Annotated in this window: 8 protein-coding genes and 1 pseudogene; 6 read left to right on the forward strand and 3 right to left on the reverse strand. The window is 65.4% G+C overall.

The genetic code is table 11. The features are described from left to right. The 3 genes from IV091_RS00040 to IV091_RS00050 all read right to left on the reverse strand — a co-directional run. Positions 1–810 (reverse strand): metal ABC transporter permease (locus IV091_RS00040; RefSeq protein ID WP_293463818.1); only part of this gene is annotated, 810 nt, incomplete at its 3' end. Beyond that, positions 810–1,592, reverse strand: coding sequence for a metal ABC transporter ATP-binding protein (locus IV091_RS00045; protein ID WP_293463746.1), 783 nt, complete (start codon positions 1,590–1,592; stop codon positions 810–812). The genes IV091_RS00040 and IV091_RS00045, both read right to left, overlap by 1 nt. Then, complete coding sequence (locus IV091_RS00050) at positions 1,586–1,744, reverse strand: hypothetical protein (RefSeq protein WP_293463749.1); 159 nt, start codon at positions 1,742–1,744, stop codon at positions 1,586–1,588. Before IV091_RS00050 ends, IV091_RS00045 begins: the two co-directional genes overlap by 7 nt. Positions 1,745–1,848: 104 nt before the next feature. Between IV091_RS00050 and IV091_RS00055 the strand changes: the two genes are divergently transcribed. From IV091_RS00055 to IV091_RS00080, 6 genes and pseudogenes are all read left to right on the forward strand, one after another. Then, complete coding sequence (locus tag IV091_RS00055) at positions 1,849–2,355, forward strand: Fur family transcriptional regulator (RefSeq protein WP_293463752.1); 507 nt, start codon at positions 1,849–1,851, stop codon at positions 2,353–2,355. Further along, entirely contained in the window at positions 2,352–3,029 is a 678-nt protein-coding gene (locus IV091_RS00060; RefSeq protein ID WP_293463755.1) for an ATP-binding cassette domain-containing protein, read from the forward strand. The genes IV091_RS00055 and IV091_RS00060 overlap by 4 nt, the downstream gene beginning before the upstream one ends. Further along, positions 3,026–4,240: an FtsX-like permease family protein gene (locus tag IV091_RS00065; protein WP_293463758.1), complete on the forward strand. Its 1,215-nt coding sequence runs from the start codon at positions 3,026–3,028 to the stop codon at positions 4,238–4,240. The genes IV091_RS00060 and IV091_RS00065 overlap by 4 nt, the downstream gene beginning before the upstream one ends. 52 nt (positions 4,241–4,292) lie before the next feature. Continuing rightward, entirely contained in the window at positions 4,293–4,838 is a 546-nt protein-coding gene (locus IV091_RS00070) for a DUF3299 domain-containing protein (RefSeq protein WP_293463819.1), read from the forward strand. A 184-nt stretch (positions 4,839–5,022) separates the two neighbouring features. Further along, positions 5,023–5,670, forward strand: a complete 648-nt coding sequence (locus tag IV091_RS00075) for a DUF47 domain-containing protein (protein ID WP_293463821.1) — start codon at positions 5,023–5,025, stop codon at positions 5,668–5,670. Between the two features lie 55 nt (positions 5,671–5,725). Further along, positions 5,726–6,104 (forward strand): annotated as a pseudogene (locus tag IV091_RS00080) (inorganic phosphate transporter); the annotation flags it as partial. Positions 6,105–6,199: the final 95 nt, after the last annotated feature.

Genomic DNA, 6,199 nt, shown 5'->3' on the forward strand with positions numbered 1-6,199 from the left:
GTACAGCGCCCCGGCGCAGCCAATGATGGTTGGGCCCGAAGGCGTGTCAAGGTGGTAGGACAGCAGCAGCCCGGTGCTGCTGGCCAGCATGGCCTGCACGCTGGCGTTGACCAGCTGCGCCGGCAGCGTGTCGTGCCAGAGCCGGCTCGACACGGCGGGCAGCATCATCAGCCCCACCGCCATCAGCGTGCCCAGGGTCTGGAAGCCGGCCACCAGGTTGACCACGACCAGCATCAAAAAAACCTGCTGCCAGAGCCAGCCGCGCCGCCCGGCCGCGCCCAGGAACACCGGGTCAAAGCTTTCCAGCACCAGGCCGCGGTACATGGCGGCCAGCAGCAGCACGCTGACGCTGGCCACGCAGGCCACCATCAGCAGGCCCTCATGGTTCACGCCCAGCGCGCTGCCAAACAGGATGTGCAGCAGGTCCAACTGGGTGCCGTGGCCCGAGATCAGCATCACGCCCAGCGCCAGCGCCACCAGGTAAATCGCAGCCAGGCTGGCGTCTTCCTTGAGTGTGGTGAAGCGGGTGACCAGCCCGGCAAGGGCGGCCACCAGCATGCCGGCGGCCACGCCGCCCAGCGCCATCGCGGTCAGCGACAGGCCGCTCAGCATGAAGCCGATCGCAACGCCCGGCAGCACGGCATGGCTGAGCGCGTCGCCCAGCAGGCTCATGCGCCGCAGCGTTAAAAACACGCCCAGCGGCGCAGCGCTGAGCGACAGGGCCAGCGTGGCGACGAGTGCGCGGCGCATGAAGGCAAATTCAGCAAATGGGGCAAAGGCCGTGTCCCACAGCCAGGCGGCGAGCGCCATCACGCTGCGGTCTTTTGCGCGGCGAGGGTGTCGATGTCGCACCGTTCGGCGGCCTCGTCCCAAGCCTCGGCCATGGCGCGGGCGCGCTGCAAATGGGGTTCGGTCAGCACCTCCGCCGTGGCGCCCCAGCCCACCAGTTCGCGGGCCAGCAGCAGGGTTTGCGGGAAATACTGGCGCACCAGGCTGTCGTCGTGCAGTACGGCAATCACGGTGCGTTGCTGCTGGTGCCACTGCCGCACCAGCGCGAGCAGCGCGGCGGTGGTCTTGGCGTCGACCGCGTTGAAGGGCTCGTCGAGCAAAATCAGCTCGGCATCCTGCACCAGCATGCGTGCAAACATCACCCGCTGCAGCTGGCCGCTGGACAGGCTGCCGATAGCGCGGCGCTCAAAGCCTTCGAGCCCCACGGCGCACAGCGCAGCATCGACCCGCTCCAGCATGGCGCGGCTGACGGCGCCCCACGCCTGGGTGCTGCCCCAGCAGCCCAGCAGCACGCAGTCGCGCACGTCGATCGGAAAGCTGCGGTCGATGTCGGCCACTTGCGGCAGATAGGCGATGCGCTCGCGCGCCGGCGCAACGGTCAGAGCGCCGCCGGCGCGTCCGCCTTCGATCGGCAGCAGGCCGACGATGCTTTTGAGCAGTGTGCTTTTGCCCGAGCCATTGGGCCCGATCACGGCGGTCAGCGAGCCCGGCACAAAGTTGCCGCTGATGTGGTGCAAGGCCGGGTGCCGGCGGTAGCTGACAGTCAGGTTGTGCAGCGACACCACCGGGCTGGCGCTCACCACGGCGCCACCTCCAGCTGGGCCCAGGCCACTGCCAGCCACAGCAGCGCCACCGCCGGCAAGACCGCGAGCACCCGCAGCCAGGCCGGCCAGGCGAGCACGCTGCCCACGTGTGAACGGACGGGGCGAGGCGAGGAGGGAATAGGCGGGGTCATGGTTTTTCCAAAATGAAAGCCGGAAAATCGCCAGTTGCGGTAATAATGCAACTTGATTGCAATAGATTCTAACGCAACTTAATTGCATTATTGAAGGTCACGTCATGGCATCTGTCCACGCTCCTGAATCAGCCGCTATCGACCCCATTGACGCGCTGTTGTCGGCCCACGGCCTGCGGCGCACGGCGGCGGCGCGGCTGGTGCTGGGCTGGCTGCTGGCGCACCCCGACACCAGTTACACCCACGCGCAGTTGCAGACCGCGCTGAGCGGCGAGGGACCGTCGGCGCTGGACCGCGTCACCTTGTACCGGCTGATTGACCGGCTGACGCAGGTCGGGCTGCTGCTGTGCCGCGTCGATGCCAGCCGGGTGCGCCGCTACCAGGCCATGCCGGCCAGCGTGCATGCCATGCCGCACTTTGAATGCCAGAGTTGCCACCGCGACAGCCCGCTGGCGGGCGCGCTGATGGCCAATGCCGACGATCTGGAACGCGCCGCGCAGTCGGCGCTGACGGCCCTGAAGGCGCTGGGCTACCAGGGCATGAGCATGGACTTTGCGGTGCGCGGTGTCTGCGTCGACTGCGCCACCAGTGCACCCGAGGCCGCGCCGTGATCCGAACCCGGCAGCTGGCCTACCGCTATCCGAAGGGGCCGACGCTGGCTTTCCCGGATGTCGATGTCCCGCAGGGCGGCGTGCTGCTGCTGGGCGGGCCGTCCGGCTCTGGCAAATCCACCTGGCTGGCCTTGGCGGCGGGGCTGGTGCGCGCCACAGCCGGGCAGATCGAGGTGGCGGGGCAGTCGCTGGGCGAAGGCGGTGAATCCCTGAAAAATGCGGCGCTGGATGCCTGGCGCGCCAGAACCGTGGGATTCTTGCCGCAAAAACTGCACCTGAGCGGGGCGCTCAGCGTGCATGACAACCTGGCCATGGCACAGTGGGCCGCAGGCCAGAACCAGGACGGCCAGCGCATCACCGAGGCGCTGGAGGCGCTTGGCGTACAGGATCTGGCCCATCGCAGACCGGCGCAGCTTTCGGGTGGGCAGGCCCAGCGCGTCGCCCTGGCGCGGGCGATCTTGCTGCAGCCCCAAGTGATTCTGGCCGACGAACCCACGGCCAGCCTGGATGACGAAGCGGCGGCGGCGTCGCTGGCGCTGCTGCAGGCCACCGCAAGCCGCGAAGGCGCGACGCTGGTGATTGCGACGCACGACGCCCGCGTGGCCAGGTTTTTTTCTGAAAATTCAAGCGAAAAAGGCCTGGAGTCCTTATTTTTAGGACTTAAAAAGCTATGAAAACAATAGCGTTTTCCTGGCGCTTCCTGTGGTCCAGGCCGCTCGCGGCGGCGCTCAATTTGCTGCTGCTCAGCCTCGGACTGGCATCCATCACGTTTTTGCTGCTGGTCAGCCACCAGATCAACAGCGCGTTTGAGCGCGACCTGGCCGGCATTGACGTGGTGGTAGGCGCCAAGGGCAGCCCGATGCAGCTGATCCTGTCGGGCGTGTTCCAGCTCGACCTGCCGACCGGCAACATCCCGCTGGCCGCCGTTCAAACGCTGCAGGCGCATCCGCAGGTGGCCAGCGTGATTCCCATCAGCATGGGCGACAGTTTCAGGGGCTTTCGTATCGTGGGCACCACGCCCGACTATGTCACCCACTACGCAGCGGAACTTGCGCAGGGCGTGCTGTGGCGCTCGCCCATGCAGGCCGTGCTGGGGGCCCGCGTCGCCCAGCAAAGCGGGCTCAAGGTGGGAGACACCTTCTCCGGCGCGCACGGCCTGGTGTCCAGCGTAGGCGCAGGCGCAGACGCTCATGAAGAGAGCCCGTATACCGTCACCGGCATCCTTGCACCCACGGGTTCGGTGCTGGACCGGCTGGTCCTCACATCGCTGGAATCCGTCTGGCAGGTGCACGACGCTGATGCCGCGCCAGGCGACAAGGACCGCCAGACCAGGGCGCGCGAGCGCGAGGTGACGCTGGCGCTGATCGAGTACAGGACACCGCTGGCTGCGGTGACGTTTCCGCGCTTCATCAACACCACCACCGGGATGCAGGCTGCCGCGCCTGCGCTGGAAATCACGCGCCTGCTCAGCATGCTGGGCGTGGGGCTGGATGTGCTGCGGGCGCTGGCCGGCGTGTTGCTGCTGACGGCGGGGCTGAGCGTTTTCATTGCGCTGTGGGGCGCCGTGCGCGAGCGCCGGGCCGACCTGGCGCTGCTGCGCATGCTGGGCGCGCCGCCGCGCAAGGTGGCCGGCCTGCTGCTGTGCGAGGCGCTTTGGCTGGCCTTGCTGGCCATTGTGCCGGGCGTGCTGGCGGGCCAGGGTTTGGTCGCGCTGCTGGGCTGGGCGTTGCAGCTTGACAAATCAGTCATGATCGGCGCGATGGCCTGGCCGGTCGAGTTGCTCGGCGTGCCGGCGCTGGCGCTGGGAGTCGCGCTGGCGTCTGCGCTGTTGCCCGCCTGGGAAACCTACCGGGTCAGTGTGTTTGAACTTCTTCAATCAAGGTAGCACCATGCGCATGAACCATATTTTTTTTGCCGATTCGTCGGCGCGCCGCAGGATGACGGTCGCCGGACTGGCCTGCTGCTGCTTGCTGAGCGCTGGTGCAGGGGCCCAGACGCTGTCATCGCCCATTGCGCCTGGCAGCCCCAAGCCCGCCGCATCCGCGCCGCGAGGACTGGATCTGCCCGCAGGGCAGGGGGCCGGCGTTCACGGCGCCAACAGCCCGTTTGCGCCACTGTCGGCCAGGGACGACGTGGTGCCGTGGTCGCATCTGACCTCAGTCAAAACCAAAATTGAGAAAAACCGGATTCTTCCGGTGTTCACCGCCAATCAACTGGCCCTTCACCAGAAAACCCTGCGTATCCAGGGCTTCATGATGCCGCTGGAGCCGGGTGCGGCGCAGCGGCATTTCCTGCTGTCGTCGGTGCCGCTCACCTGCGCGTTTTGTACACCCGGCGGCCCTGAAAGCATGGTCGAGGTCAAGACCAGAACGCCGGTCAAATACAGCATGGAGCCGGTGGTGGTCGAGGGGCGCTTTCAGATCTTGAACGACGATTCCTATGGACTGTATTACCGGATCACGGACGCCGTCAGCGTCAAGTAACGCGGCCTTGCGCCGCTGGCCGTGGCTGCCTTTCAATGCGGCGTGGGCGGGCACGCTGCGCGCCAAGATCACCGCATGAATTCGCTGGCATCGTGTCCCGGGCTGGGCCTGCGCGCGGCGGGGGCGCGGTTAAACTTTCGCAGGCAAAAACGCCATATTTCTGACTGAATTCATTAGGATGTCCATGCTGTTTGGCAAGTTTCTGCCCCGAGAAGGCAATTTTTTCGAGCTGTTCAACCAGCATGCCGAGCGCATCGTGGAGGCTGCCCACGCCTTTTCGCTGCTGGTTGCCAACTACAGCGATGTGGAAAAGCGCGCGGCCTATAACCTGGAAGTCGACAAAGCCGAACGCGCTGCCGATCGCATCACGCAGGAAGTCAACCGCACGCTGCACAAGACCTTCATCACGCCCATAGACCGTGAGCAGATCCACTCGCTGATCAACACCATGGACGACGTGGCCGATCTGATCCAGGACTCCGCCGAAACCATGGCGCTGTACGACGTGCGGCACATGACCAGCGAAATTATTCACCTGACCGATCTGAGCGTCAGGTGTTGCGAGCGGCTCAAGGATGCGGTGGCCTTGATTGGAAAAGTCCGTGATCCCGCAACCGCCGAGGCGGCACTCAAGACCTGTGAAGAGATTGACCAGCTCGAATCGGATGCGGACCGCGTGATGCGCTCTGCCATGAGCCGCCTGTTTCGGGAAGAGCCCGACGTGCGGGAAGTCATCAAGCTCAAGGCCGTTTACGAACTGCTGGAAACCATCACGGACAAGTGCGAGGACGTGGCCAACCTGATTGAGGGCATCGTCCTCGAAAACTCGTGATGCCCGCCCTGTTTGCAGGCGTGTCGCTGGTTGCTGAGGTGCGGGGCTTCAAGCCATGATTGAAGCCCAGACAGCCTTGTGGGTGGTGCTGCTGCTGGTCGGCATGGCCATTATTTTGACTTCATGAATGGCTTTCATGATGCAGCCAAGTCGATTGCCACGGTGGTGTCGACCGGGGTGCTCAAGCCGGGTCAGGCGGTGGTGTTTGCCGCCTTTTTAACCTGATCGCCATTTTCATCTTTCATCTGAGCGTTGCAGCCACCGTGGGCAAGGGCATTGCACAGCCGGGCATTGTGGATACCCACGTGGTGTTTGGTGCGCTGACGGGTGCCATCGCCTGGAACTTCGTGACCTGATTTTACGGCATTCCCAGCAGTTCTTCGCACGCCCTGATTGGCCGCATTGTGGGTGCCGTGCTCGCCAAGGCGGGTTTCAGCGGCTTGGTCACGGGGTCGATTGTGGGCGTGGGCTCGACCCGGCGGGCTTCGGCCGTGCGCTGGGGCGTTGCCGGCACCATCGTCTGGGCCTG

Origin of the sequence: Polaromonas sp. (genome assembly GCF_018780625.1) — a bacterium.
In the GTDB taxonomy this organism is placed as follows: Bacteria; Pseudomonadota; Gammaproteobacteria; order Burkholderiales; family Burkholderiaceae_C; genus Polaromonas.

Coding starts and splice junctions, on each gene's coding strand:
- IV091_RS00050 (WP_293463749.1), bottom strand. CDS start 1,744: ATGACCCCGCCTATTCCCTCCTCGCCTCGCCCCGTCCGTTCACACGTG.
- IV091_RS00055 (WP_293463752.1), top strand. CDS start 1,849: ATGGCATCTGTCCACGCTCCTGAATCAGCCGCTATCGACCCCATTGAC.
- IV091_RS00065 (WP_293463758.1), top strand. CDS start 3,026: ATGAAAACAATAGCGTTTTCCTGGCGCTTCCTGTGGTCCAGGCCGCTC.
- IV091_RS00070 (WP_293463819.1), top strand. CDS start 4,293: ATGACGGTCGCCGGACTGGCCTGCTGCTGCTTGCTGAGCGCTGGTGCA.
- IV091_RS00075 (WP_293463821.1), top strand. CDS start 5,023: ATGCTGTTTGGCAAGTTTCTGCCCCGAGAAGGCAATTTTTTCGAGCTG.